The sequence below is a fragment of the Ralstonia sp. SA306 genome (assembly GCF_054792405.1).
This window is the reverse complement of the sequence record NZ_CP096451.1, coordinates 3,067,336-3,091,335: the sequence shown is the minus strand read 5'-3', so window position 1 is coordinate 3,091,335 and position 24,000 is coordinate 3,067,336. Positions and strand designations below refer to the sequence as shown.

Sequence of the window (24,000 nt, the reverse complement as noted above, 5' to 3'; positions counted from 1 at the left end):
AAACGAAACGGCCGCCAAATTCTGGCGGCCGTTTTGTCAGGTCTGCACGAAGCGTTTCTGCCGGGCGATGCTCATCAGGATGCCGATGCCCATGCCCAGCGTGACAAGCGCTGTCCCCCCGTAACTGATGAGCGGCAGCGGCACACCCACGACAGGCAGGATGCCGCTCACCATGCCCATGTTGACGAAGGCGTAAGTAAAGAAGATCAGCGTGATCGACCCAGCCAGCAGGCGCCCGAACAGCGTCCCGGCATTGGCTGCAATAAAGAGCCCACGCAAGATCAGCAGCAGATACAGGAACAGCAGCACGCCGTTGCCCACCAGCCCGAACTCCTCCGAATACACCGCGAAGATGAAGTCGGTGTGCTTCTCGGGGATGAACTCCAGGTGGGTTTGCGTACCCTTCAGCCATCCCTTGCCTGTCACACCGCCCGAGCCGATGGCAATGATCGACTGGATGGTGTGGAAGCCCTTGCCGAGCGGGTCGGTGGTCGGGTCGAGCAGCGTACACACGCGGTGTTGCTGGTAGTCGTGCAGGATCGGCCAGTTCACGCCAGGAGCGCAGATGCGCGATTCGAACGACACCACCAGCGTGATCGCCGTGACAGCAATTACCAGCACCGGCACGATCAGCCGCCACGACAGCCCGGCAAAGTAGATCACGTAGATGCCTGCCGCCAGCACCAGAAGCGCGGTGCCCAGGTCCGGCTGCTTGGCGATCAGTCCCACGGGAATCAGAAGCAGCAAGGCTGCCGCCAGATAGTCATACCAGTGGATCACGCCCTCGCGCTTCTGGAAGTACCACGCCAGCATGAGCGGCATGGCGATCTTCATGATCTCGGAAGGCTGTACCACCACGCCGATATTGAGCCACCGCCGCGCGCCCTTGCGGATCAGCCCGAACGCCGCCACGCCGATCAACAGCGCCACGCCGACGGTGTAGAGCGGCACCGCAAAGCGCATCAGCGTTTGCTGCGGCAGGTTGGCGATGATCCACATCAGCACGAACGACAGCAGGATGTTGCGGACCTGGTCTTCCACCCGGCCCGGCATGTCGATGGCGGCCGAATACAGCGCGACCAATCCCGTGCCGAGCAGCAGGAAGACGATCAGCGCCAGCGGGCCATCGAAGCCGGTGAAGAGCGACTTGATGATGTTGAATATGCGGCGCTTGTCCAGTTTGTCCATGGCGAGATCCTCAAGCGCAAATATCAGGGTGCGGCCGGCTTGGAGGCCGGTTTCTGCGCGGGCTTCGGCGCCGGCTTGTTACCCGGCTTGGCGTCCTTCGCGCCCTTTGGCGTGGCCGCCGGGGCCGCCGCCGGTGCGGCAGCGTTGCCACGTCCGCGCGGTGGCAGTTCGGGTGCCGGTTGTGCATGCGACAGCGCTTGCAGCACCTGGGCGTCCAGCGTGGCCGGGGCGATAGCTTCGGCGCTGGTGCCGGCTTCGCGCAGGGCCGGTGCCACCAGGTCGGGCGACAGCGGCGGCGCGCTGCGGGTGGCGCCTGATGCCACCGACGATGCGGCCGGCGCCGAAGCGGCGACCACGGCACTGGCGGCGGGGGCTGACACGCCTGAAGCGGCAGCCACCCCGGACGCCGCCTCTGCAGCCACTTGGGGCGCAGCCGTCGCGCTGGCAATGGTGGCCGTCTTGCCGGTCGAGAACACACTCGGCGTATCCACCGGCGGTTGCTGCTGCGGCTTGGGCGCGGTGGCGGCCAGCTCCGCGGGCCATTTGCCTGTCAGGTAATAGTCCATGACCGCACGTGCAATTGGCGCGGCCGACGCGGCACCAAAGCCGGCGTTTTCCACGATGAGTGCCAGCGCGATCTTCGGATGGTCCGCCGGCGCGAACGCCTCGAACAGCGCGTGGTCGCGCTTGTTTTCGGGAATGGCGTGGTGGTTGTACTTCTCGTTCTTGCCCAGCGAGTACACCTGCGCCGTCCCCGTCTTGCCCGCCGACACGTATTGCGCACCGATGAACGCCTTGGCTGCCGTACCGGCCTGGTTCACGCCCACCATGGCTCGCTTGATCACGTCGATGTTCGCCTGCTTGAGCGGGATCCGGTAGCTCTCTGTCGGCACCGTCAGCGCGCGCGACTTGGACAGCGAATCTTCGACCGCCTTCACCAGGTGAGGCTTCATCACCACGCCGTTGTTTGCCAGCGTCGATATCGCATGCGCGAGCTGCAGGATGGTGAAGTTGTTGTAGCCCTGGCCGATGCCCAGCGAGATGGTTTCGCCGTCGTACCACTTCTGCTGTTCGGGCCGCTTGTAGGCTTTGCGCTTCCAGTCGGTGGACGGCAGGATGCCGGTGCGCTCGCCCTCGATGTCGATGCCCGTGACCTGCCCGAAGCCGAAGGGCTTCATGAAATCGTGAATGGCATTGACGCCCATGTCGTTGGCGAGCCGGTAGTAATACGTGTCGCACGACATCACGATGGACCGGTACATGTCGACCCAGCCGTGGCCGCCCGGAACGTCGTCGCGGAACGTGTGGTTACCCAGCGTGAACGAGCCGGGATCGGCCATGCCCCACTGCGGCGTGCGCTTGCCCAGTTCGAGCGCGCCCAGCGCCATGAACGGCTTGTACGTCGAGCCGGGCGGATACGTGCCGCGCAGCGGGCGGTTCAGCAGCGGCTTGTCCGGCGAGTTGTTCAGCTCGCCCCAGGTCGCGCTGTCGATGCCTTCAATGAACAGGTTCGGATCGAACGTCGGCTTGGAGACGAAGGCGAGGATGTCACCCGTTTCGGGTTCGATCGCCACCAGTGCGCCGCGGCGGTTGCCGAAGAGCTGCTCGGCCAGCCGCTGCAGGTTGATATCGAGCGACAGGATCAGGTTGTTGCCCGGCGTTGCCTGCGAGGTCGACAGCGTGCGGATCGGCCGCCCGCCCGCGCTCACTTCCACCTCTTCGTAGCCGGTCAGGCCGTGCAGCTCAGTCTCGTAGCTCTGTTCGATGCCGACTTTGCCGATGTATTCCGTGCCGCTGTAGTTGTTGGAATCCTTGCGCGGGTCATACGCCACGCCGGGCTGGCTGTTGGCATCGCTCATGTTGTCGATGCGGTCCAGGTCGCGCTCGGAAATCCGGCCGATGTAGCCGATCACGTGCGATGCCGATTCGCCCAGCGGGTATTGGCGGAATAGCCGCGCATGCACGTCCACGCCCGGAAAGCGGAAGCGCTGCGCCGAGAAGCGTGCCACTTCCTGATCGGTCAGCTGACTGCGGATCGGCAGGCTTTCGAAGCTGCGCGCATCTTCCATCAGGCGCTTGAAGCGGCGGCGGTCGCGCGGCTGGATATCGACCACCTGGGCGAGCTGGTCGATGGTGTTGTCCAGCGTGTCCTGCAGCTTGGACGGCGTGATCTCCAGCGTGTACGCCGAATAGTTGCGCGCCAGCACCACGCCGTTGCGGTCCATGATGATGCCGCGATTGGGCTCGATTGGCGCCACCGAGATGCGGTTGTCCTCCGCCTTGGCCGAATACTGCTCGTGCTTGACCTCCTGCAGCCAGAAGAAACGCGCCAGCAGCAGCCCGAAGCAGACGAGCACGAACAGGGCGGCTGCCGCCAGCCGCAGGCGGAAGCGCGACAGCTCCTGCTCGACGTTGCGGATTTCGGTCATGCCAGGTGAGGGCGAATAGCGGGGTGCATCAGATCGGCCGCCTTAGATGGGCCGAGTTTCATCGACGCTCTCCGGGCGCCGCTGCGGCGCCAGCAGGAACGCGTTTGCGAATGGCCACAAGGCGGCTTCGATCAGCGGTGGCAGGATGACCTGCCAGTCCGGCAGGTGCGCGCCCATCAGCAGGCGGATGACGATCGGTACGGCGTGCGCCAGCACCAGCAGCGGCAGCACATGCAGCGCCTGCGACAGCACCGAGAACCACAGCACGCGCCGGTGAATCGTGATCGCGAAGTACGACAGCATCGTGTACGCCATCGCGTGTTCGCCAAGCAGGCGCGCTTCGTGCACGTCCATCAACAGACCCAGCAGGAAGGCCACCACCATGCCCACGCGGCGCGGCTGATGGATGTTCCAGAACACCAGCACGAGTGCCACCAGATCGGGAATCCACTGCATGTGGCCCCACGGCATCAGGTTGAACAGGAACGCCAGCACGAAGCTGAAAGCGATGAAGCCCGGGTTGACCGGGCGCAGCAGATATTGGGGCGAGTTCATGATCGATGGCCTCGCTTCAGCGTTTTTGCGCTGAATCGGTGTCCAGCGGATTGCCGTCGGCGTCGGTCGGGCGCGGCGGCGGAGCGTTTTCTTCAGCTGCGGGCGCGGGGCCCGGCACATTGGCCTCGGCGGCGGCGCGTGCAGCGCGGTCCTTCTCTTCGCGCGCGTTGCGTGCAGCGTTCTTGCCCTTGGGCACTGGCGCCGGCGACAGATCCGTCGGCGGCGGGAAGCCCGATTCGTACTTCACGATCAGCAGGTGCCGGTTGCTGCGGATACCGGCCACCGGTTCGCAGACCACCCGCGAGAAAGCGGTGTCGGCCTTGCGCTCGATTTGCGAAATACGAGCCACCGGCAGGCCCGCAGGATAGACGCCATCCAGCCCGGACGTGACCAGCAGGTCGCCCTGCTGCAGATCGGCCGAGGCAGCCATGAAGCGCAGGTCCAGCGCACCCGGTCGGGCACCGCCAAAGGCTACGCTGCGCAGGCCGTTGCGCACGACCTCCACGGGAATCGCCTGGTCCTTGTCGGTCAGCAGCGTGACTTGCGATTCAAACAGCGACACGCGCGTCACCTGACCAACCACGCCGCGATCATCGATGACCGGGTAGCCCGCGCGCACACCGTCCTTGGAGCCGCGATCGATCACGATGCGCTGCGTATAAGGGTCACGCGCCTCGTAGAGGACTTCCGCCGCCACCGTGGGCACCGCCGCGTGCTGTTTCAGATTGAGCAGCGTACGCAGATTGCGGTTTTCGGCTTCGAGCTGCGAGGCGCGCAGCGATTGCTGCGCCTGGGCAACGGCCGATTCGCGCAGGCTGCGGTTATCAACAGCCAGCTTGGTGGACGATTGCGTGTATTCGAGTGCGGCGCGTGCCGTATCGCGCGGGATCAGCACCAGGCGCTCGACGGGGTACAGGATGACCGACACGACTTGCCGGACCACGCCCAGCACGGACATGCGGGCATCGATCACCAGCAGCGCAAGCGCGAGCGCGAGCAAAGCGACCAGCCGCGCGGTGGCGGACGGGCCCTGCTTGAAGAGGGGCGGCGGGGAGTAATCCATGACCCGGACGCTTCAAATGGGCACGGCAGACGCGTGACGGTCAACGTCAAGGTCAACGGCCTGCCGGCAACAGATTGGGTGTGGCGCTGGTGCGGTGCCCAAGCCCTTGGCGGGCGGAGCACGGCGCACCGGCGCAAGACGCATCTCAGCGGTCCGCGAAGGCGGCTGGCGTGACCACAATCGTAGTCACGAAATCGGTCACAACAGCGGAACGCGGATCGGCGTGGCGCATGGTCCCGTTATTCGTACGAGAAGATGCTGCCGAGCTTGTCCATGCGTTCGAGCGCCATGCCTGAGCCACGCACCACGCAGGTCAGCGGGTCTTCGGCCACCAGCACGGGCAGGCCGGTTTCTTCGGCCAGCAGGCGGTCGAGGTCGCGCAGCAGCGCGCCGCCGCCGGTGAGCATCATGCCGCGCTCGGCAATGTCGGCGCCCAGTTCCGGCGGGGTTTGTTCCAGGGCGATCTTCACCGAGGAGACGATCTGGTTCAGCGGGTCTGTCAGCGCTTCCAGGATTTCGTTGGACGACACCGTGAAGGCGCGCGGAATGCCTTCCGACAGGTTGCGGCCCTTCACTTCCATTTCGCGCACTTCCGAACCCGGGAAGGCCGAGCCGATTTCCTTCTTGATGGCTTCGGCGGTCTGTTCGCCGATCAGCATGCCGTAGTTGCGGCGGATGTAGTTGACGATGGCCTCGTCGAACTTGTCGCCGCCCACGCGCACGCTGCCCTTGTAGACCATGCCGCCCAGCGAGATGATGCCCACCTCGGTGGTGCCGCCGCCAATGTCCACCACCATCGAACCCGACGGCTCCGACACCGGCAGGCCGGCGCCAATGGCAGCGGCCATCGGCTCTTCAATCAGGTACACCTGCGACGCCCCGGCGCCGAGCGCCGATTCACGGATGGCGCGGCGCTCGACCTGGGTCGACCCGCACGGCACGCAGATGATGATGCGCGGGCTCGGGCGCAGCAGCTTGGTGTCGTGCACCATCTTGATGAACTGCTTGAGCATCTGCTCGGTGACGGTGAAGTCGGCGATCACGCCGTCTTTCATCGGGCGGATCGCCTCGATATTGCCCGGCACCTTGCCCAGCATCTGCTTGGCTTCCTTACCGACGGCCTGGATGGTTTTCTTGGCGTTCGGGCCACCTTCCTGGCGAATGGCCACCACCGACGGCTCGTCAAGGACGATGCCCTTGTCGCGGACGTAGATCAGGGTGTTGGCGGTGCCGAGGTCGATCGCGAGATCGTTGGAGAAATAGCTGCGCAAAAAGCCGAACATCGAATGAATCCTGTTTTTCGAGTCATGGGCGGCCCAGCAGCAGGACTGCGGCGCAACGGCTGCACCAACGCGCAGACCTCGCACGGGCATGCCATGCGGTCCGATCCTGCTACTGCGCTCCCGGGAATGTCGCGGGCTCCGTGGTGATCGACGGTGGGGTGCCGTGGCACTGGCCATCCTGCCGAGGCTGGGCCGCCCGGAGAGGGGGCCCCCAAGGAACCTTTGATTAAGTGTCGCCTGATGCTGACGGTGCGACTGCCGGGAGGTTCCCGGGGTACTTAATCAGAGGGTCCGTGACTGCACGAAGTCGCCTGCTGACTTAGAAATTTAGTCGGCAATCATACCTTATAATTCGGGCACTCTGCGGGTATTCGGCGGGCGTTTGGCGCCAAAATTGCGGCAAATCGGCGCTGCCAGGGCCCAACCTGGGCGCCCCTTGCGCGCAGTAGCCGTCGCTTGTCGTACGTTGCCCGCCCGCCGCTGCACTCACTGACCCATTCCGATGGCACTCGAACTCTCCGACGTCAAACGCATCGCCCACCTCGCCCGTATCGAAATCTCCGAAGGCGAGGCCACGCAGACCCTCACCCAGCTCAACCAGTTTTTCTCGCTGGTCGAGCAGATGCAGGCCGTGGACACCACCGGCATTGAGCCGATGGCCCACCCGATCGAGCAGGTTCAGGCGCAAGCACAGCGCTTGCGCGACGATGCCGTCACCGAGGCCGACCGCCGCGCGGACTACCAGCAATGCGCGCCGGCCACCGAAGCAGGCCTGTACCTCGTGCCCAAGGTGATCGAGTAATTCGCGTAAACGGCGCTCCCGCGCCTGCCTTGAGCCCACTCCATTCGACGTCGCCGGCGCTTGCCGGCAGCCCATCCGAACGTATTCGATGACCGCATCCACGATCAAAGCCCTGTCCGCCCAACTCGCCGCCAAGGAGGTTTCGGCGGAGGAACTGGCGCGCCATTACCTGTCGCGCATCGAGGCCGGGGCGCACCTCAACGCCTTTACCCACGTCGACGCCGAGGCAACGCTTGCCCAGGCCCGGGCCGCCGACGCGCGCATCGCAGCCGGTAACGGGGCGCCGCTGACCGGCGTGCCGATTGCGCACAAGGACGTGTTCGTCACGCGCGGCTGGCGCGCCACGGCGGGCTCCAAGATGCTCGGCAATTACACCAGCCCGTTTGACGCCACCGTCGTCGAGCGCCTGGGCGCGGCCGGCATGGTGACGTTGGGCAAGACCAACATGGACGAGTTTGCGATGGGCTCGTCCAATGAGAACTCGGCCTTCGGCGCGGTCAAAAACCCCTGGAACGTCGAGCACGTGCCGGGCGGCTCGTCGGGTGGCTCGGCGGCGGCGGTGGCGGCCGATCTGGCGCCCGCTGCAACGGGAACGGACACGGGCGGCTCGATCCGCCAGCCGGCATCGTTCTCGGGCATCACGGGCATCAAGCCGACGTACGGCCGTGTGTCGCGCTACGGCATGATCGCCTTTGCCTCGTCGCTGGATCAGGGAGGCCCGATGGCGCGCACGGCCGAAGATTGTGCGCTGCTGCTGTCTGCCATGGCTGGCTTCGACCCGCGCGATTCCACCAGTCTGGAACCCGGCCGCGGTGGCGACGTGGAAGACTTCGGCCGCCTGCTCGGCCAGCCGCTGCAAGGCGCCGATGCTGCGCGCCCGCTGGCCGGCCTGCGCATTGGTCTGCCCAAGGAGTATTTTGGCGAAGGCTTGGCCGAGGACGTGCGCACCACGGTGCGCGCCGCGCTGGCCGAGCTGGAAAAGCTCGGCGCCACGCTGGTCGACATCAGCCTGCCGAAGACCGAACTGTCGATCCCGACGTACTACGTGATCGCCCCGGCCGAGGCGTCGTCCAACCTGTCGCGCTTTGACGGTGTGCGTTACGGCCACCGCGCGGCGGAATACCGCGATCTGGCCGACATGTATCGCAAGTCCCGCGCCGAAGGGTTTGGCTGGGAGGTCAAGCGCCGCATCCTGGTGGGCGCCTATGTGCTGTCCCACGGGTATTACGACGCCTATTACCTCCAGGCGCAGAAGATCCGCCGCATCATCGCGCAGGATTTCCAGAACGTGCTGGCCGGTGCCAATCGCCAATGCGACGTGATCATGGGTCCGGTTGCCCCGACTGTCGCCTGGAAACTGGGCGAGAAGACGAGCGACCCCGTGCAGATGTACCTGGCCGACATCTTCACGCTGTCGACCAGCCTGGCTGGCCTGCCGGGCATGAGCGTGCCGGCCGGTTTCGGCGTCAACGGTTTGCCGGTTGGCTTGCAGATCATCGGCAACTATTTTGAAGAGGCACGCATGCTGCAGATTGCGCATGCGTTCCAGCAGGCGACCGACTGGCACAACCGCCAGCCGGCGGCCTGAGGCCCGTTCCGACGTACCCGCTCCGCGCAGGAGGCACGCATGAACCACCGCATCCGCACTGCACTCGGGCTGGCGCTTGCCGCCGGCCTGCTGGCGGCGTGCGTGCCGATTCCGCTGCCGTCCATTCCGGGCATCAGCCGCCCGTCGAAGCCGCCGCCGATCTCCGACCGCCGCATCGACATCAACGGCTACTGCAACCAGACCGAGGAAGACGGCTTCCGCGAGCAGGCGACGCTCACCGTGGCCGACAACAACGTCAGCGCCATGCAATGGCAGTTGTGGGTCGGCCGGCGCGGTTCGTGTCAGTTCGACCTGTCGACGTTCCAGCAGACCAAGCGCCGCCCCAGCATCGAGCTGCGCGAGCGCTACGGCAAGTGCACGCTGATGGTTTGGCAGGACCCACGCCGCGTCACGCTGGCACACGCCAACTGCGAAGCGCATTGCACGCCCGGCATCTATGACGAAGCCTGGCCGGTGATGTTCGACCCGCAAACGGGCCAATGCGCCCGGAATGCCCGGTGATGCGTACATCGCTCCGTGTGCTGGCGGCGCTGGCAAGCGCCCTGGCGCTGCACGCCGCTGCACAACCGACGCCGGACGCCGAAGGCGCCTTGCCTGACATGCCGGCTGCGCGTGCGCCATCATCAGCAGAATTGGGCGTGCAGACGGTGGAGATTCCGCGCGCGTCGATGAAGGACGCCGAGGATGCACCGCAAACGCTGACCGCCTACTGGGTCGCATCGCCCGTCAAGGCACCTGCGACCGGCGCACCGGTGGTGATCGCGCTGCACGGCTGCAGCGGCCTCTATACGCAGGCCGGGGCGGATGCCAAGGCGCTGGGCTCGCGGTATCGCGGGTATGCGCAGTGGCTGGGCGCGCGGGGCTATGCGGTGGTGTTTCCCGACAGCTTCGGCCCGCGCGGTAAGCCGCATGGCATCTGCACCGAACGTACTGCCACGCGCGATATCAATGGCGCGGTGCGCCGCGCCGACGTGCTGGCGACGATCCGCTGGGTAGCCGGGCAGCCGGGCGTGGATGCGCGCCGCATTGTTCTGCTGGGTTGGTCCAACGGCGCGCAGGCCGTGCTGGAGGCCGTGGATGCCAGCCGCGCCTGGCCCGTCGATACGCCTGGGGTCAATCGCGCGGTGGCGTTTTACCCGGGCTGTGCGTCGGCGCAGAAACGGCTCGACTATCGGCTGAATGCGCCGTTGCTGCTGCTGGCCGGCGGCAACGACGACTGGACGCAGGCCGACCACTGCCAGGCGCTGCAGACTGCCGTCCTGGCCCGCCAGCCGCAGGCCCGTTTCGAGCTGGACATGTTTGGCGGCGCGTACCACGGCTTTGATGGCACGGCGCCGGTCAAGGAGCGCAACGGCATCCCGAAGGGGCGTCGCTATGGAACGGTCACGGTCGGTGGCGATCCGGCGGCGCGCGAAGCGGCGTTTGGGAAGCTCGCGGCGTGGCTCGATGCGCCGCACCCCTGATCGCAGCAACGCAAGAACACCTGAATACTGAGTACCTAGACATTCACACCACAACAATCGACAGGACACACGCAACATGCAATGGGAAGTGGTGATCGGCCTCGAGACGCACACGCAGCTCTCGACGGTCTCGAAGATTTTCTCTGGCGCCTCCACCGCCTTCGGCGCGGCGCCCAACACGCAGGCGGCGCCGGTTGACCTGGCGCTGCCGGGCGTGCTGCCGGTGCTGAATAAGGGCGCCGTCGAGCGTGCCATCGTGTTCGGTCTGGCCATCGGCGCCAAGATCGCGCCCAAGAGCATCTTTGCGCGCAAGAATTACTTCTACCCCGATCTGCCCAAGGGCTACCAGATCAGCCAGTACGAGATTCCGGTGGTGCAGGGCGGCACGCTGACCATCCAGGTGGAAGGCAAGAACGGTCAGCCCGGCTATGAGAAGACCGTGCAACTCACGCGTGCGCACCTGGAAGAAGATGCGGGCAAATCGCTGCACGAAGACTTTGCCGGCATGACTGGCATCGACTTGAACCGTGCCGGCACGCCGCTGCTGGAAATCGTGACCGAGCCCGACATGCGCAGCGCCGCCGAGGCCGTGGCCTATGCCAAGGCACTGCACGCGCTGGTGATGTGGCTGGGCATCTGCGACGGCAACATGCAGGAAGGCAGCTTCCGCTGCGACGCGAACGTGTCGGTGCGCCGGGGCCCGGACGCACCGTTCGGCACGCGCTGCGAAATCAAGAACCTCAACTCGTTCCGCTTCCTGGAAGAGGCGATCAACTACGAAGTGCGCCGCCAGATCGAGCTGATCGAAGACGGCGGCACCGTGGTGCAGGAAACGCGCCTGTACGATCCGGACCGCAAGGAAACGCGCTCGATGCGCAGCAAGGAAGACGCGCAGGATTACCGCTACTTCCCCGATCCCGACCTGCTGCCGCTCGTGATCGGCGACGACTGGGTCGAGCGCGTGCGCGCCACGTTGCCCGAACTGCCGGCCGCCATGGCTGCGCGCTTTGAATCCGCCTACGGCCTGCCGAAGTACGACGCCAGTATCCTGACCGCCACCAAGTCGACCGCTGCTTACTTCGAAGCCGTGGTGACTGATGCCGGTGCCGCGAACGCCAAGGCTGCCGCCAACTGGATCATGGGCGAGGTCGCCTCGAACCTGAACCGCGCCGATCTGGACATCGATGCTGCGCCGGTGTCGCCTGCGCAACTGGCCAAGCTGCTTGCGCGCATTGCCGACGGCACGATCAGCAACAACACCGCCAAGAAAGACGTCTTCCCCGCCATGTGGGCCGGCGAACACGGTGGCGATGCCGACGCGATCATCGCCGAGAAGGGCCTGAAGCAGATGTCGGACTCGGGCGAGCTGGAGAAGATCATCGACGACGTGCTGGCGGCCAACGCCAAGTCGGTCGAGGAATTCCGCGCCGGCAAGGAGAAGGCATTCAACGCGCTGGTCGGCCAGGCCATGAAGGCCACGCGCGGCAAGGCCAACCCTGCACAAGTCAACGAACTGCTGAAGAAAAAACTGGGCGCAGCCTGATGAGCACCATGAACGCACAAGACGTCGCCAACTACCTGCAGGCGCATCCGGCCTTCTTTGAAGAGCATGCGGAGCTGCTGGCTGCCATCCAGCTCACCAGCCCGCACAGCCACCGTGCCGTGTCGCTGCAGGAGCGCCAGATGGAAATCCTGCGCGACAAGAACAAGCACCTCGAGCTCAAGCTGTCGGACCTGATGCGCCACGGCAACGAGAACGACCGCACGCAGCAGCGCGTGCACGCGTGGACGACGCGCCTGCTGGGCGAGGCCGACACGCATGCGTTGCCGTATGCCGTGCAGGATGGCCTGCGTGAGATTTTCGATGTGCCGGCCGTGGCGCTGCGCGTGTGGCAGGTGGGCGAAGAATTCGCGCACCTGGAAGTCGCGCAGGGCGTCAGCGAGGAAGTGCGCCTGTTTGCGGCCGGCCTGCGTGCGCCGTATTGCGGCGCCAACGCGGGCTTTGAGGCCGCCGGCTGGCTCGATACGTCGGACACTGGCGAGCCCATCGAATCGCTCGCGATTGTGACGCTGCGCGTGCCTGTGCGTGGGGACGCCGATGCCAGCGCTGCGCCGGCATTCGGACTGCTGGTGCTCGGCTCGCCGGACGCCCGCCGCTTCCATGACGGCATGGGCACGACCTACCTCGCGCAGATCGGCGAACTGGCCGCTGCCACGCTCAACCGCCTGCGTGACTGAGCGCAGACCGCCGCATGCCGCAATCTGCACCCGCTGAGGAACATGGCGCTCAGGCGCCGCATCCGCAGATTGCGGCGTACCTTGACGCCCTGAAGTTCGAGCGGCAGCTCTCGCCGCACACGCTGGAGAGCTATACCCGCGAGCTGGCCGTGCTGCAGCGCCTGGGTGCGCAGCACGCTGCCAACGTCGATCTCACGCAGCTGCAGTCGCACCATATTCGCCGCATGATGGCGCAGCTGCATGGCGATGGCTTGTCCGGCCGCAGCATTGCGCGGGCGCTGTCGGCGTGGCGCGGCTGGTTCAAGTGGATGGCGTTGCGCGATGCCGCCGTCACCGCCAACCCGGTCGACGGCGTGCGCGCGCCCAAGAGCCCGAAGCGCTTGCCGAAAGCGCTGTCCGTCGAGCAAGCCGTCGCGCTGATGGAGCAACTGCCCGGCGACGATGCCGAGACGGTTCGCGACCGCGCTGTCAACGAGCTGTTCTATTCGTGCGGGCTGCGGCTCTCCGAGCTGGTCAGCCTGGATATGCGGCACGTGAAGGCCGGCGAGTATGAATCTTCGAGCTGGCTCGACCTGGAAGCGCGCGAGGTGCAGGTGCTTGGCAAGGGCAGCAAGCGGCGCACCGTGCCGGTGGGCACCAAGGCGGCGGAGGCCCTGACCGCATGGCTGGCGGTGCGCGAGCAACTGGCCAAGCCGGACGCGGTGCCTGAAGACGCGCACGCGCTGTTTCTCTCGCCGCGCGGCAAGCGGTTGGCGCAGCGGCAGATTCAATTGCGCATGAAGCGCAACGCCATCGCGGCAGGTGTGCCGGCGGATGTGCACCCGCACGTGCTGCGGCATTCGTTTGCCACGCACATGCTGCAGTCGTCGGGCGATTTGCGTGCGGTGCAGGAACTGCTCGGCCACGCCAGCATCGCCAGCACGCAGGTTTATACTTCGCTCGATTTTCAGCACCTGGCCAAGATCTACGATCAGGCGCATCCCCGCGCGAAGAAGAAGTAGCGCTGCCCGCTTTGCCGGGCGAACCATCCCAGTCGTATGCAAACCCTGATTCTCAAGTCCGGCAAGGAGCGCTCGCTGCTGCGCCGGCACCCGTGGATTTTCGCCAACGCCATCGATCGCGTGGAGGGCAAGCCTGTCTCCGGCGCGACCGTCATCGTACGTGCGCATAACGGCCAGTTTCTGGCGCGCGCGGCGTTCAGCCCCGTCTCGCAGATCCGCGCGCGCGTGTGGTCGTTCGACGAAGCCGAGCCCGTCGACCACGCGTTCTTCAAGCGCCGCATTGCCGCCGCCGTGGCGTACCGTCGCGCGTGGGTGCACGACACCGACGCCGTGCGCCTCGTCATGGGCGAAGCCGACGGCCTGCCCGGCTTGATCGTCGACCAGTACGGCACCGGTGAGACTGGCCAGCTCGTCTGCCAGTTCAGCGCCGCTGGCGCCGAGCACTGGAAGCAGGCGATCGTCGCCGCGCTCATCAAAGAGACGGGTTGCCCCAACGTCTACGAACGCTCCGATGTGAGCGTGCGCGAGCGCGAAGGCCTGGAGCAGATGACCGGCGTGCTGGCTGGCGCCGAGCCTGCCGCAGATCTGTCTGCCACCGAGCACGGCGTGCGCTACTACGTGGATGTGCGCGAAGGTCATAAGACCGGGTTCTACGTCGACCAGCGTGACAACCGCGCACTGGTCGGCGCGCTGGCCAAGGATCGCGACGTCCTCAACTGCTTTTGCTACACCGGCGGCTTCTCGCTGGCGGCGCTCAAGGGCGGGGCGCGCTCGGTGGTGTCGATCGACTCGTCGGGCGAGGCATTGGCGGTGGCCGAGCGCAACGTTGCGCTCAACGGCTTCGATCCGGCGCGCGCCGAGTGGTTGGATGCGGACGTCTTCAAGTCACTGCGCAGCTTCCGCGCAGAAGGTCGTCAATTCGACCTGATCGTGCTGGACCCGCCCAAATTTGCGGCGTCGGCGCAGCAAGTCGATCGCGCGGCACGGGCGTACAAAGAGATCAACCTGGTCGGCATGCAGTTGCTGCGCCCGGGCGGTCTGCTGTTTACGTATTCGTGCTCGGGTGCAATCGACGCAGACCTGTTTCAAAAGATCGTCGCGGGCGCGGCCGCCGATGCCAAGGTGACGGCACGCATCCAGCGCCGGCTTGCTGGCGGTGTGGACCACCCGCTGCTGACGAGCTTCCCGGAAGGCGAATACCTGAAGGGGCTGCTGCTCCAGATCGGCTAGCAATTTGTCGCAATTTTTGGCTTGTCCCGGCAAGCCTCCATTGCGAAGATGCGGTCCTTCGTCTTCCGCATCACGTGCATGGCTTCCAATGCTGCCCATCACGCAACGGGCTGGGCGGCAGGTCTGATTGCCGCCACCGCCGTCGCACAGGCTTCCCATACGTCTCTCGAACATCTCGGCAGCATCCTGGCGTTTTGCGCGGCGGTTGCCGGCAGCACTGCGCCTGACTGGATGGAGGTCGCCTGGTGGACGCGTGCACGCCGCCTCTGGATCACACACCGCACCGCCACCCACTGGGGCATTGGCTGGGTGGCCGTGCTTGTTCTGTCGTACCAGGCGCTGGGCCACGGCCATCTGTGGGCACCGCTGCTGTTCGGCTTCGCCTGCGGCGGGCTGATGCACCTGCTGGCGGACTGGCCCAATCCGTTGGGCGTGCCCTGGATCTGGGGGCGCCATTCCCTGAACTTGTGGAAGAGCGGCCGCTGCGATCTGATCGTGGTGATCCTGGCGTGGGCCGCGGCATGCTGGCTAGTGCGGCCGCTATGGGCCGCGACGGCAACCCGGGTGGTTGAATGGCTCGCCCACCAGGCGCGATGAGCCGGTCGACCGGCATTGTCTGATGGAAGCCGGGCCCGCGAACGACTAAGTTGGAACCGCCGGACGCCGTGCGTCCGAACCCAACTTCGTTTGCGCAACGCTTGCGCAAACGCCCTCACCGGGAGTCGTCGATGACACTGGATGTGACGCGCCAAGACCCTCGCTACAACACGCTCAAACATGGCTTCAACCTGCGCTGGCCGGCGACGGATGCGCAGGCCGCCAGCCGCATCGCCCTCATTGAAAAGGCCGACGATGTGGTGCCCGCCGTGCAGCGCATCATCAACGCGGGTCAGCGCCCGACGGTGCGCAGTGGCGGGCATTGCTATGAGGATTTCGTCTCCAACAACCCGGACGGCACGATCGTCGATTTGAGCTTGCTCGCCACGCCCGAGGTGCACGCCGATGGCACGGTGCGCATTCCGGCCGGCACGCAGAACTGGAACGGTTACCTGGAGCTGTACAAGCGCCACAACGTGACGCTGCCTGGTGGCTCGTGCTATTCGGTGGGTGCTGGCGGGCATATCTGCGGCGGCGGCTATGGGTTGCTCTCACGGCTGCAAGGGCTGACGGTGGATTGGCTCTCGGCCGTTGACATCGTCACGGTGGACAAGACCGGCAAGGCGGCTGCCCGCACGGTGGATGCAGCGCACGATCCCGATCTGTTCCGTGCCTGCCGTGGCGCTGGCGGCGGCAACTTCGGCGTCATCACCGGCTACACGTTCGCCAAGCTGCCCGCGGCACCGCAGGAAGTTGCGCTCGCAACCGTGGCCTTCGACTGGGCCACCATGACGCCGCAGCGCTTTGCAGAACTGCTGCGCATCTACGGCGAATACTGGGAGACGCGCGGCAAGGATCCGGACACGTGGGGCATGTTTTCGCTGCTCAAGCTCACGCACAAATCGTCGGGGCAGATCGTCCTGCTCACGCAGTTCTGCAACCCCGACGGCACGTGCCGCGATCTCTCTGTCCTCAATGATTTTCTGAACCGCTTCCAGGCCTGCGCGCCCACGCCGGTCAAAGGGCGGCCGCCCGGCTACGGCCCCGCGCACAAGCAGGGCGTGGGGCAGCTGCTCTGCTCCAAGCCGCACACCATCGTGCAGTACGACTGGCTGACGGCCACGCAGTATCTGAACGGCTCGGGCGCCAATCAGCGCGGCAAGTACAAGTCGGCTTATATGAAACGCGGCTTCACGGCGCGCGAGGCGCAGCGCATCTATACGCACCTCACGCGGACGATGCCGGGCGTCGATCTGAGCCAGTCGCTGCTGCAAGTCGATTCGTACGGGGGCGCCGTCAACAAGGCCGAGCGCATTGGCGATACGGCTGTGCCGCAGCGGGCGTCGATCATGAAGCTGCAGTACCAGACGTATTGGACGTCTGCCGCCGATGACGCCGGTCACCTGCGCTGGATCAGCGATTTCTACCGCGACGTCTACGGCGCGCCCGATGTGCCCGCGCCGCACAGCGGCACGCCGTACCCCGGCGACCGGTACGAGGGCTGCTATATCAACTACCCCGACGTCGACATGCTGGCCTACCCGTTTTGGCCGCAGCTCTACTACGGCAGCGGCGACCTGTACGCGTTTCTGCAGGATGTGAAGCACCGGTATGATCCGAACAACATCTTCCACCACGCGATGTCCGTGCGTGTTTGATGGAGCCATCCCATGACCAATCGTCTTCGTCGAACTTTCATGCAGTGGACTGGTAGCTTGCCTTTGCTGGGCGCTCTTCCCAAAACCGTCATGGCCCAGGCGGGCGAGCAACCGGCTGCGTCAGGTGTGCAGCCTGTGGGCAATGCGCGCCCTCCCCGTTTCGCCTATGTCGGCACCTACACGTTCAACGCACCGGGCGGCACTGCCGGCGGCCCGGCTGCTCGCGGCATCTACGTGCTGGCGCCGCGCGGCGATGCGTGGACGCAGGTGCAGGTGGTCGAAAGTGCCAATCCGTCGTTCCTGGCCGTGCACCCGAATCAGCGGTTCCTGTACGCCATCAATGAACTGGAGGTCTACGAGGGCCGCCCAAACGGCAGCGCCGAGGCCTATGCAATTGACCCGCACGACGGCAAGCTGACGCTGTTGAATCGTCAGCCGCTGTCGCTATCGGGCACCAACCCCGCGCATGTGGTCGTGTCGCCGGACGGGAAGCACCTGTGCGTGTCGATCTACAGCGGTGGCGCGTACAACCTCCTGCCGATCGGCGAGGACGGCAAGCTTGGCACCGTATCGGGCATCTTCAAGGACACCGGCTCCGGCCCCCGCCCCGAACAGGAAGCGCCGCATGCGCACATGATGTTGTTCGACACCACCGGCCAGCACGTGATCGGCACCGACCTGGGCACCGATCGCATCAACGTGTTCGCCATCGAGGGCGGCAAGCTCGCCCCACGGGATCGCGCGCAGCTCAAGCCCGGCAGCGGCCCGCGGCACCTGGCGCTGCATCCGCAAGGCAAGCTGCTCTACGTCATCAACGAACTTGAGGGCTCGGTCGCCTGCCACGGTTACGACCCCGCCACCGGCCACGTGCAGGAAGAGCGCCAACGCATCTCGACCACCCCTGCCGACTACACCGGCCAGAAGAGCGGCGCCGAGCTGCTGATGCATCCGTCGGGGCGTTTCCTCTACGCCAGCAACCGGAAGCTGAAGTCCGACCACCCGCTGGCCGACAGCGTGGCCGCATTCAGCATTGACGCCTCCGGCAAGCTCGCGCCGCTTCAGTACTGGAGCGAAGGTGTGCACTTCCCGCGCGCGATGACGATGGCGCCCGACGGCAGCTACGTCTACGTGCTCAACCAGAAGGGCGACACCATCCTGCGGCTGCGCATCGACGGTCAGACCGGCAAGCTGGACCAGCCCGTGGTGGTGGCGAAGGTGCCGACGCCCGTGTGTCTGATGTTTGCGGCGTAAGCGGCAACGAAGCGCGAAAAGAAACCCTGGGCGGCGCAAGGCCGCCCAATTGCAACTCAATTGCAGCAACCCGCGCCCCGTGGGACAATCCCGCGCATGAACAGCCGGACCCCGCGCGACGATCTCGTCACTCCGCAATCCCATTCGCCTGAAGAGGCTGCCCGCGCACGCCTGCGCGGCCTGGGTAGCCGTGTGACCGAGCCCCGCGTGCGCGTGCTGGCCGTGCTGATGCAGGGCGCCGATCCGCTCTCGCACCAGGCCGTGTGCGACGCGCTGCCGGACGACTCGGGCATCGACCGCGTGACGGTCTACCGCGTGCTCGACTGGCTCGTGGCCGGCGGCATCGTCCACAAGACGGCGGGGGCGGATCGTGTCTTCCGCTTCAGCCTGGCCGAGCACGACGCCGCGCGCGAAGCGGCGCACCGCTCGCACAGCCACTTCCACTGCACGCAATGTGGGCGCGACTTCTGCCTGGAGGGCGCCGAGCCGCCGGCCATGCCGAAGGCTGGCCTGCCCGCCGGCTTCGCGGCCGACCATGCTGAACTCACCATCAAGGGCGCTTGCGCGGATTGCGCGCATCTGGCGGCCCATCACAAGACAGGAAACGCACCATGTCCAAAATGATCCCGGTCACCATCCTGACGGGCTTTCTCGGCAGCGGTAAGACCACGCTGCTCAAGCGCATCCTGACCGAACAGCACGGCATGAAGATCGCCGTGATCGAAAACGAGTTCGGCGAAGAAAACATCGACAACGACATCCTCGTGCAGGAGGGCAACGAGCAGATCGTGCAGATGAGCAACGGCTGCATTTGCTGCACGATCCGTGGTGACCTGGTGAAGGGGTTGTCCGACCTGCTCACGCGCCGCGACAACGGCCAGATCCAGTTTGACCGCGTGGTCATCGAGACCACCGGTGTTGCCAACCCCGGCCCCGTCGCGCAGACGTTCTTCATGGACGATGAGATCGCCAGCCGCTATCTGCTGGACGCGGTCATCACGCTGGTCGACGCCAAGCACGGCAACATGCAGCTCGACAAGCAGGAAGAGGCGCAGCGCCAGGTGGGCTTTGCCGACGCCATCTTCATCACCAAGAGCGATCTGGTATCCGCCGCCGATGTGGACGCACTGCGCCACCGCCTGCTGCACATGAACCCGCGCGCCCCGATCCGCACCGCCAATTTTGGTGAGACGCCGATCGACACCATTTTCGACCTGCGCGGCTTCAACCTGAACGCCAAGCTGGAGATCGATCCCGATTTCCTGCGCGAAGACGATCATGACCACCAGCACGATCATGATCACGACCACGCTTGCTCGGCAGACTGCGATCACGATCATGGCCATCACCATAGCCACGGTCATCACCATCACCACGGCCATGCTCACCACACGGACCGCATCGCCTCGTTCGTCTTCCGCAGCGAACGGCCGTTCAATTACACCAAGCTGGAGGAATTCCTCTCGGGCGTGCTGAATATCTACGGCGAGAAGCTGCTGCGCTACAAGGGCGTGCTGTATATGGAAGGCGTCGACCGCAAGGTCGTGTTTCAGGGCGTGCACCAGCTCATGGGCAGCGACGTGGGGGGGAAATGGGACGGCGAGACCCCTTCCAACCGGATGGTGTTCATCGGCGTAGACCTGCCGCGCGAAACGATTCTGAAAGGATTGGAGAACTGCCTGGCCTGATTCGGGCGCTTTTCGCCTCCATTTGGGTGGCCCCGCCGCGCGCTTTCAGGCAGAATCCGGGCCGGATTTCCTGTCCGTGTTTCTCCGATAGTTCAGTTAATATCGTTCAGCTACAATAGGTCGATTTAGAAGCACGTCGTCCGAAGCACGTCCGGTAGGAGAGCAGGCGATGGTGACTAAGACCAAGGAAGGACACGGCGCCAACGGTGGTGCCGGGCGGTCCGTAATGGAGTCGGCAGCAGCCCAGGCTGCGCCAGCCACCCGTAGAAAAGCGGCAGGGGGCGCCGCTGCGGGAGAGGCAAAAGGAGGCGCGCGGGGCGGCAAGTCCGCCGCCAGCCAGAACAAGTCCGGTGCATCCCCGCGCAAGGACGACGCGATAGCCGAGACGGCGCGCGATTTACCAGGATCATCTGCAGCAACCATGAGCAGCAAGAAACTACTCACCGAAGCCGAAATCCTGAAGATGAGCGACAAGGATTACATGAACGAGGCGCAGCTCGCCTTCTTCAAGGACCGGCTTGTAAAAATGCGCGATGAAATTCTCGCGAACGCCAACCAGACCACCGAGCACCTGCGCGAGACTGTGATCGTGCCGGACCCGGCTGACCGTGCCACCATCGAGGAAGAGCACGCGCTGGAGCTGCGCACGCGCGATCGTGAGCGCAAGCTGCTCAAGAAGGTCGAACAGTCGATTGCGCGCATCGATGCCAACGACTACGGCTACTGCGACGAAACCGGCGAGCCGATCGGCATTCCGCGCTTGCTTGCTCGCCCGACGGCCACCCTGACGCTGGAGGCGCAAGAGCGCCGCGAAAAGCGCCAGAAGCTGATGGGTGACTGACGCGCGCGTCGCATTCGGTTGAATTTGCAGCCCGGTAACTCACCGGGCTGTTTGCTTTGTTGGGCCACAAACTGAGGCCACTGATCATGTCCCGTCCGCTTCCCGTTACCGTGCTGTCTGGCTTCCTGGGCGCCGGCAAGACCACGCTGCTCAATCACGTGCTCGCCAACCGCGAGGGCAAGCGTGTGGCCGTGATCGTCAACGACCTGTCGGACGTCAACATCGACGCGCAGCTCGTGGGCGATGGCACGGCCACCAGTGCGCAGCTCTCTCGCACCGACGAGCGCATGGTGGAGCTGTCCAACGGCTGCATCTGCTGCACGCTGCGCGAAGACCTGCTCGACGAGATCGCGCGCCTGGCCCGTGAAGACCGCTTCGACTACCTGCTGATCGAGTCGACCGGCGTGGCCGAGCCGCTGCCGATTGCCGAGACCTTTACGTTTGAAGACGAGCAAGGCGACGTGCTGTCCGACCTCGCGCGTCTGGACACCATGGTCACCGTGGTCGATGCCCAGCACTTCCTGGCCGATTACGATGCCGCCGATTTCCTGTCAGACCGCGGCCAGGCACGTGACGAAGACGACGACCGCACCGTCGTCGACTTGCTGATCGAACAGGTCGAGTTCTGCGACGTGATCGTGCTCAACAAGATCGACCTCGTGAGCGATGCCGAGCGCGTGCGTCTGGCCGGCATCCTGCACTCGCTGAACCCGCGCGCGCGCATCGTGCCGGCATCGTTCGGCAAGGTGCCGCTGGACGAGATCCTCAACACCCATCGTTTCGATTTCGATGCCGCATCTGCCGCGCCGGCGTGGCTGGCGGAGCTGCGCGGTGAACACGTTCCGGAGACTGAAGCGCTCGGCATCCGCAGCTTCGTTTATCGGCGCCGCGTGCCATTCCACCCGCAGCGCCTGTGGGATCTGATGCATACCGAATGGCTGCGCGAACACGGCCGCGTGCTGCGCTCGAAGGGTTATTTCTGGCTGGCCTCGCGCATGGACACGGCGGGCAGCTGGGGTCAGGCTGGCGGCGTGATGCGTCATGGCGGTGCCGGCGCGTGGTGGGCTGCGGTGGATGAAGCCGAATGGCCCGACGAGGAAGAAGCCCGCGCAGACATTTCCGACAAGATGCACGACAACGGTGCGCCCGCGCGCTGGGGCGACCGTCGCCAGGAACTGGTCTTCATCGGCACGGATCTGGATGAAGCCGCGCTCATTGCGCAGCTCGATGCCTGCCTGCTGACCGATGCGGAGATGGCTGCCGGGCCAGAAGCCTGGGTCGGGCTGGCCGATCCCTTCCCCGCCTGGGCCTACGACGATCACGACGATGCCGGCTGGGACGAGGACCACGATCACCAACACGGTGACGACTGCGACTGCGGGCACCACCACTGAGCACGCAGACCCCCTGCTTCATCGACGTTGACACCGGCGTCGTCCGGTCCCGACAATCCCCGAACGTTTCGTTTTCGTCATGAACCATCGGGGAGTCGTCATGCCGGTCCTGCGTCTGCTGCGCGCCGCGAACCTGGTCGCTGCGCTGTCTTTTGCCACGGCGCTCTCGGCGCTCACACCGATTGCGGCGCATGCCCAGCCGGCCTCCACGCTGGTGATTGGGCTGTCGAGCGACATCACTTCGCTCGATCCGCACTTCCACAACGTCACGCCCAATTCGAACGTTGCCGAGCATATGTTCGAGGCGCTGATCGCCAAGGACGAGAAGATGCGCCTCAAGCCGGGCCTCGCCACGTCGTGGAAGGCCCTGAGCGATACGGTATGGGAGATCAAGCTGCGCCCTGGCGTGCATTTCCATGACGGCAGCGAATTCACCTCGGCCGATGTCGTCTATTCGCTGGCGCGCCCGGCCACCATCAAGAACAGCCCATCGCCGTTCACGATCTACACGCGTGGTTTCAAGGACGTGACGGCGGTCGACAAGCTGACCGTGCGCATCACCACGAACGGCCCGTACCCGCTGGTGCCGAACGACTTGTCGACCATCTACATGGTGTCGAAGAAGGCCGTCGAAAAAGCGGGCGCGGACGACTTCAACAACGGCCGCGCCATGATCGGCACCGGGCCGTACAAGTTCGTCTCCTTCAACCGCGGCGATCGCGTGGAACTCACGCGCTTTGACGGCTACTGGGGCAAGAAGCCGCAATGGCAGCACGTGACGCTGCGCATCCTGACGGCCGACGCGCCGCGCGTGGCGGCGCTGCTGGCGGGCGACGTGCAGGTCATCGAAAACGTGCCGAGCTCAGACATCAAGAAGCTGTCGACCAACCGGGCTGTGACGGTGTTCAAGATGCCGGTGTTCCGCATGATGTATCTGCACATGGATTCGAACCGCGATGTGTCGCCGTTCGTGACCGACAAGGCCGGCAAGCCGCTGCCGAAGAACCCGCTCAAGGATGCACGCGTGCGCGAGGCGATCTCACTGGCGATCTCGCGCCAAGCCATCGTTGATCGCGTGATGGAAGGCGCTGCCGAGCCGACCGGCCAACTCGTCAACAGCGCGCTGTTCGGCCACGTACCAGGCCTGAAGGCACCTGTGGCGGACCCGGCCGCAGCGAAGAAACTGCTCGCCCAGGCCGGCTACCCCGATGGTTTTGCCATCACGCTGCACGCCACCAACAACCGTTACCCGAACGATGACCGCGTCGCACAGGTGATCGCTTCGATGCTTTCGCGGGTGGGCATTGCCACCAAGGTCGAGACGCTGCCATCAGCGTCGTTCTTCACGCGGGCGAACAAGTTGGACTTTTCGTTTCTGCAAGCCGGCTGGGGTGCGGATACCGGCGAAGTCAGTTCGAGCCTGAAGGCGCTGCTTGCGACCTACGACCCAGCGCGCGGCTGGGGGGCGTCCAATCGCGGACGCTATTCGAACCCGGCGCTTGATGCCAAGCTGGCGGAAGCTCTGCAGACATTGGATGACAGCAAGCGCGAGAGGCTGCTGCAGGAAGCCACGGAGATCGGCATACGCGATTACGGTGTGATTCCGCTCTACTTCAACATCAACGTGTGGGCTGCGCGCAAGGGTTACACGGTGGTGCCGCGTCTGGATGAGCGCACCTATGCGTTCGATGTGACCCACTGAAACGGTAA

21 protein-coding genes are annotated in these 24,000 nt (G+C 65.3%); 16 read left to right on the top strand and 5 right to left on the bottom strand.

Features of this window, described 5'->3' with window-relative positions; translation table 11 throughout:
• Positions 1–36 precede the first annotated feature (36 nt).
• From rodA to M1D44_RS14610, 5 genes are all read right to left on the bottom strand, one after another.
• The gene (gene rodA, locus M1D44_RS14630) at positions 37–1,188 is read right to left on the bottom strand and encodes a rod shape-determining protein RodA (RefSeq protein WP_037031841.1); all 1,152 of its coding nucleotides are present in this window, start codon (positions 1,186–1,188) and stop codon (positions 37–39) included.
• Between the two features lie 23 nt (positions 1,189–1,211).
• Positions 1,212–3,617 (bottom strand): penicillin-binding protein 2, encoded by a 2,406-nt coding sequence (gene mrdA / locus M1D44_RS14625; RefSeq protein ID WP_316852922.1) that lies wholly within the window; start codon positions 3,615–3,617, stop codon positions 1,212–1,214.
• Between the two features lie 42 nt (positions 3,618–3,659).
• Positions 3,660–4,172: a rod shape-determining protein MreD gene (gene mreD, locus M1D44_RS14620; protein ID WP_015856079.1), complete on the bottom strand. Its 513-nt coding sequence runs from the start codon at positions 4,170–4,172 to the stop codon at positions 3,660–3,662.
• 16 nt (positions 4,173–4,188) lie between these two features.
• On the bottom strand, positions 4,189–5,235 hold the full coding sequence (gene mreC / locus M1D44_RS14615) for a rod shape-determining protein MreC (RefSeq protein WP_024977058.1): 1,047 nt from the start codon (positions 5,233–5,235) through the stop codon (positions 4,189–4,191).
• Positions 5,236–5,474: 239 nt separating this feature from the next.
• Complete coding sequence (locus M1D44_RS14610; protein WP_004628293.1) at positions 5,475–6,518, bottom strand: rod shape-determining protein; 1,044 nt, start codon at positions 6,516–6,518, stop codon at positions 5,475–5,477.
• A 502-nt stretch (positions 6,519–7,020) separates the two neighbouring features.
• On the opposite strand from M1D44_RS14610, the gene gatC reads away from it, so the two are divergent.
• The 16 genes from gatC to M1D44_RS14530 all read left to right on the top strand — a co-directional run bounded on the left by gatC (position 7,021) and on the right by M1D44_RS14530 (position 23,992).
• Complete coding sequence (gatC, locus tag M1D44_RS14605) at positions 7,021–7,320, top strand: Asp-tRNA(Asn)/Glu-tRNA(Gln) amidotransferase subunit GatC (protein WP_316852921.1); 300 nt, start codon at positions 7,021–7,023, stop codon at positions 7,318–7,320.
• A gap of 88 nt (positions 7,321–7,408) precedes the next feature.
• A complete protein-coding gene (gene gatA, locus M1D44_RS14600; protein WP_316852920.1) occupies positions 7,409–8,908 on the top strand; it encodes an Asp-tRNA(Asn)/Glu-tRNA(Gln) amidotransferase subunit GatA in 1,500 nt (499 codons plus the stop codon).
• A gap of 39 nt (positions 8,909–8,947) precedes the next feature.
• Positions 8,948–9,430: a hypothetical protein gene (locus M1D44_RS14595; RefSeq protein WP_024977055.1), complete on the top strand. Its 483-nt coding sequence runs from the start codon at positions 8,948–8,950 to the stop codon at positions 9,428–9,430.
• The gene (locus M1D44_RS14590) at positions 9,430–10,392 is read left to right on the top strand and encodes a dienelactone hydrolase family protein (RefSeq protein ID WP_316852919.1); all 963 of its coding nucleotides are present in this window, start codon (positions 9,430–9,432) and stop codon (positions 10,390–10,392) included. The genes M1D44_RS14595 and M1D44_RS14590 overlap by 1 nt, the downstream gene beginning before the upstream one ends.
• Positions 10,393–10,468: 76 nt before the next feature.
• On the top strand, positions 10,469–11,935 hold the full coding sequence (gene gatB, locus M1D44_RS14585) for an Asp-tRNA(Asn)/Glu-tRNA(Gln) amidotransferase subunit GatB (RefSeq protein ID WP_112186321.1): 1,467 nt from the start codon (positions 10,469–10,471) through the stop codon (positions 11,933–11,935).
• Positions 11,936–11,943: 8 nt separating this feature from the next.
• Entirely contained in the window at positions 11,944–12,630 is a 687-nt protein-coding gene (locus M1D44_RS14580) for a DUF484 family protein (RefSeq protein WP_024977052.1), read from the top strand.
• Positions 12,631–12,644: 14 nt separating this feature from the next.
• Positions 12,645–13,631, top strand: a complete 987-nt coding sequence (gene xerC / locus M1D44_RS14575; protein WP_024977051.1) for a tyrosine recombinase XerC — start codon at positions 12,645–12,647, stop codon at positions 13,629–13,631.
• A 36-nt stretch (positions 13,632–13,667) separates the two neighbouring features.
• Positions 13,668–14,861, top strand: coding sequence for a class I SAM-dependent rRNA methyltransferase (locus tag M1D44_RS14570; protein ID WP_316852918.1), 1,194 nt, complete (start codon positions 13,668–13,670; stop codon positions 14,859–14,861).
• Positions 14,862–14,939: 78 nt separating this feature from the next.
• Positions 14,940–15,458, top strand: a complete 519-nt coding sequence (locus M1D44_RS14565; RefSeq protein ID WP_024977049.1) for a metal-dependent hydrolase — start codon at positions 14,940–14,942, stop codon at positions 15,456–15,458.
• 131 nt (positions 15,459–15,589) lie between these two features.
• Complete coding sequence (locus M1D44_RS14560) at positions 15,590–17,116, top strand: FAD-dependent oxidoreductase (protein ID WP_024977048.1); 1,527 nt, start codon at positions 15,590–15,592, stop codon at positions 17,114–17,116.
• A gap of 12 nt (positions 17,117–17,128) precedes the next feature.
• Positions 17,129–18,367 carry a lactonase family protein gene (locus tag M1D44_RS14555; protein ID WP_316852917.1) on the top strand — a complete coding sequence of 413 codons (1,239 nt, stop codon included), beginning with the start codon at positions 17,129–17,131 and terminating at the stop codon, positions 18,365–18,367.
• 96 nt (positions 18,368–18,463) lie between these two features.
• Positions 18,464–18,991: a Fur family transcriptional regulator gene (locus M1D44_RS14550; RefSeq protein WP_112186311.1), complete on the top strand. Its 528-nt coding sequence runs from the start codon at positions 18,464–18,466 to the stop codon at positions 18,989–18,991.
• Positions 18,979–20,055 (top strand): CobW family GTP-binding protein, encoded by a 1,077-nt coding sequence (locus tag M1D44_RS14545; protein WP_316852916.1) that lies wholly within the window; start codon positions 18,979–18,981, stop codon positions 20,053–20,055. Before M1D44_RS14550 ends, M1D44_RS14545 begins: the two co-directional genes overlap by 13 nt.
• A gap of 421 nt (positions 20,056–20,476) precedes the next feature.
• A complete protein-coding gene (gene dksA / locus M1D44_RS14540; protein WP_024977044.1) occupies positions 20,477–20,896 on the top strand; it encodes an RNA polymerase-binding protein DksA in 420 nt (139 codons plus the stop codon).
• An 86-nt stretch (positions 20,897–20,982) separates the two neighbouring features.
• Positions 20,983–22,290, top strand: a complete 1,308-nt coding sequence (gene zigA / locus M1D44_RS14535) for a zinc metallochaperone GTPase ZigA (RefSeq protein WP_316683960.1) — start codon at positions 20,983–20,985, stop codon at positions 22,288–22,290.
• A 100-nt stretch (positions 22,291–22,390) separates the two neighbouring features.
• The gene (locus M1D44_RS14530) at positions 22,391–23,992 is read left to right on the top strand and encodes an ABC transporter substrate-binding protein (RefSeq protein WP_316852915.1); all 1,602 of its coding nucleotides are present in this window, start codon (positions 22,391–22,393) and stop codon (positions 23,990–23,992) included.
• The last annotated feature ends 8 nt before the right edge of the window (positions 23,993–24,000 follow it).

Coding starts and splice junctions, on each gene's coding strand:
- M1D44_RS14565 (WP_024977049.1), top strand. CDS start 14,940: ATGGCTTCCAATGCTGCCCATCACGCAACGGGCTGGGCGGCAGGTCTG.
- gatA (WP_316852920.1), top strand. CDS start 7,409: ATGACCGCATCCACGATCAAAGCCCTGTCCGCCCAACTCGCCGCCAAG.
- M1D44_RS14545 (WP_316852916.1), top strand. CDS start 18,979: ATGTCCAAAATGATCCCGGTCACCATCCTGACGGGCTTTCTCGGCAGC.
- M1D44_RS14610 (WP_004628293.1), bottom strand. CDS start 6,518: ATGTTCGGCTTTTTGCGCAGCTATTTCTCCAACGATCTCGCGATCGAC.
- mreC (WP_024977058.1), bottom strand. CDS start 5,235: ATGGATTACTCCCCGCCGCCCCTCTTCAAGCAGGGCCCGTCCGCCACC.
- M1D44_RS14550 (WP_112186311.1), top strand. CDS start 18,464: ATGAACAGCCGGACCCCGCGCGACGATCTCGTCACTCCGCAATCCCAT.
- dksA (WP_024977044.1), top strand. CDS start 20,477: ATGAGCAGCAAGAAACTACTCACCGAAGCCGAAATCCTGAAGATGAGC.
- M1D44_RS14555 (WP_316852917.1), top strand. CDS start 17,129: ATGACCAATCGTCTTCGTCGAACTTTCATGCAGTGGACTGGTAGCTTG.
- mreD (WP_015856079.1), bottom strand. CDS start 4,172: ATGAACTCGCCCCAATATCTGCTGCGCCCGGTCAACCCGGGCTTCATC.
- M1D44_RS14595 (WP_024977055.1), top strand. CDS start 8,948: ATGAACCACCGCATCCGCACTGCACTCGGGCTGGCGCTTGCCGCCGGC.
- M1D44_RS14580 (WP_024977052.1), top strand. CDS start 11,944: ATGAACGCACAAGACGTCGCCAACTACCTGCAGGCGCATCCGGCCTTC.
- M1D44_RS14560 (WP_024977048.1), top strand. CDS start 15,590: ATGACACTGGATGTGACGCGCCAAGACCCTCGCTACAACACGCTCAAA.
- M1D44_RS14590 (WP_316852919.1), top strand. CDS start 9,430: ATGCGTACATCGCTCCGTGTGCTGGCGGCGCTGGCAAGCGCCCTGGCG.
- gatB (WP_112186321.1), top strand. CDS start 10,469: ATGCAATGGGAAGTGGTGATCGGCCTCGAGACGCACACGCAGCTCTCG.
- xerC (WP_024977051.1), top strand. CDS start 12,645: ATGCCGCAATCTGCACCCGCTGAGGAACATGGCGCTCAGGCGCCGCAT.
- gatC (WP_316852921.1), top strand. CDS start 7,021: ATGGCACTCGAACTCTCCGACGTCAAACGCATCGCCCACCTCGCCCGT.
- mrdA (WP_316852922.1), bottom strand. CDS start 3,617: ATGACCGAAATCCGCAACGTCGAGCAGGAGCTGTCGCGCTTCCGCCTG.
- rodA (WP_037031841.1), bottom strand. CDS start 1,188: ATGGACAAACTGGACAAGCGCCGCATATTCAACATCATCAAGTCGCTC.
- M1D44_RS14570 (WP_316852918.1), top strand. CDS start 13,668: ATGCAAACCCTGATTCTCAAGTCCGGCAAGGAGCGCTCGCTGCTGCGC.
- M1D44_RS14530 (WP_316852915.1), top strand. CDS start 22,391: ATGCCGGTCCTGCGTCTGCTGCGCGCCGCGAACCTGGTCGCTGCGCTG.
- zigA (WP_316683960.1), top strand. CDS start 20,983: ATGTCCCGTCCGCTTCCCGTTACCGTGCTGTCTGGCTTCCTGGGCGCC.